This window comes from Robinsoniella sp. (genome assembly GCF_034124845.1).
In genome coordinates, this window is record NZ_JAWYAJ010000424.1 from 1 (window position 1) to 1923 (window position 1923).

The 1923-nt window shown below is 41.8% G+C and carries 2 protein-coding genes; one reads left to right on the plus strand and one right to left on the minus strand.

What is annotated here, in order from left to right; genetic code table 11:
• Positions 1-92: 92 nt before the first annotated feature.
• Complete coding sequence (locus ACH2DQ_RS20870) at positions 93-689, minus strand: DapH/DapD/GlmU-related protein (protein ID WP_394911940.1); 597 nt, start codon at positions 687-689, stop codon at positions 93-95.
• A 669-nt stretch (positions 690-1358) separates the two neighbouring features.
• On the opposite strand from ACH2DQ_RS20870, the gene ACH2DQ_RS20875 reads away from it, so the two are divergent.
• On the plus strand, positions 1359-1923 hold a 565-nt coding region (locus ACH2DQ_RS20875), incomplete at its 3' end, for a LysR family transcriptional regulator (protein WP_395028175.1).

The window sequence follows — 1923 nt, forward strand, 5'->3', positions numbered from 1 at the left end:
CACAATCCGAAGGGTTTTATTTTTTATATACATATACATGAGCGTTTATATAATTGTGATTAGATTTACATTTAGATGTTGTCTTCTGGTATTTATATTTCCAAGTCTCCAGGTTCTTTCTCACATACAATCGTTTTCATAACCCTGGCAGGAACCCCGCCTGCAATTGTTTTCTCTAGAACACTCTTCGTGACAACTGCACCGGCGGCGATTACAGCACCATCTCCAATAGTAACACCAGCAAGAACTGTTGCATTAGATCCGATCCAGACATTTTTACCGATATGAATGGGGGCAGGGATCAAGTCTCCCCTGTGGTTCGGATCCAGATTGTGATTCAGAGTTGCAAGGACAACATTATGACCGATCAGGCAGCCATCACCAATGAAGATCCCTCCCTGATCCTGGAATTTACAGCCGGAGTTCAAAAATACATTTTTTCCAAAGGTAAGGTTCTTACCGCAATCGGTATAAAAAGGTGGAAATAGGTTAAAGGATTCGTCCATGGGTTTGCCGGTTAATCGTTCCATGATTTCTCTTATTTCTTTCGGGGTATGGTAACCGGTGTTTAACTCTGCCGTCAGTTTTAATGCTTCCTGCGAAAGCATATGCATGTATGCATGTATCTTCGTATCTCCAGTAATGGTACTTCCACTGTCCATAAAATCTAAAAATTCTTTTAATTCAATCATTTTTCTCCTCCATTTTCATGTAATTATTTATTTGACTCCTAATTTTATCAGGCAGGGATATACGTTCCTTTATCCTGTTCCTGAATGAATTCCTGTCCTGCATCTGCAAGCTTATGGTTCTTATTCTGTTTCCCTTCCGCTGATTTAGTTTTATCATCTTAAATACAGTATAAATCCGGTATACATATATAACAAATACTTATATTTAATAGATTTAACTAGTTGAAACCTATTCATATGTGTGTTAAACTTTAAACCTAAACTTTAAACTAAACATTAAACTTTAACCAGGTTTAACCAAAAGTCAACCTTAAACGTTAAGCAGACTTATTCCAATTTCAACCAACTTCATCTAAATAAATCACCTAAATAACCCCCCATTTATGTATCAGCTGAGAAATCTTGCCGAGCTACCGGCTGTTTCTACTTTCTCGAAGCGCTTATAGGTGGCATGCCGGCATTCGCTGCCCAATCCTGATACATGCCTCAGCTGAGTGCCCTCTTACGATCCGTTGGAATCCAGGGATGATGGGGGTAAGACATGCTACGCAGAGACCCGTGGCATGCCCGCATCGCAGGCATCGCCGAGCTGGGGAAATTTCGGCGATGTGCCTGGCTTAAAGTGTATAGCAATTCAAACATGATTATTATAAGGAGGTAACCCAGATGGAATTAAGAGTACTGCAGTATTTTCTTGCAATTGCAAGGGAACAGAGTATTGTGCGTGCAGCGGAATCACTGCACCTGTCACAGCCCACACTTTCCACTCAGATTAAAAATATGGAGGAGGAACTTGGTAAACAGCTTCTGATCCGCGGAACAAAAGGCTCACGTAAGGTAACATTGACGGAAGAAGGCATGATTCTGCGAAAACGGGCGGAAGAGATTCTTGATTTGGTCCAGAAGACTGAAAACGAGGTCACCTGCACCAATAACATTGTTATGGGAGATATTTATATCGGTACCGGCGAGACGGATGGTGTACGTATCTTAGCGAAAGCTGCAAAAAGCCTGCAGGTCTCCTGCCCTGGCATACACTATCATATCTCCAGCGGTAATTCTACTTTCGTCATGGAACGCCTGGATAAGGGGCTGTTGGATTTTGGCATTGTATTTGGACGGGTTGATTTAACAAAATACAATGCACTGAAGATACCGGTTAAGGATGTGTGGGGCGTTCTGATGCGGAATGATTCATCACTTGCATCAAAGGAGGCAGTTTCACCGGAGG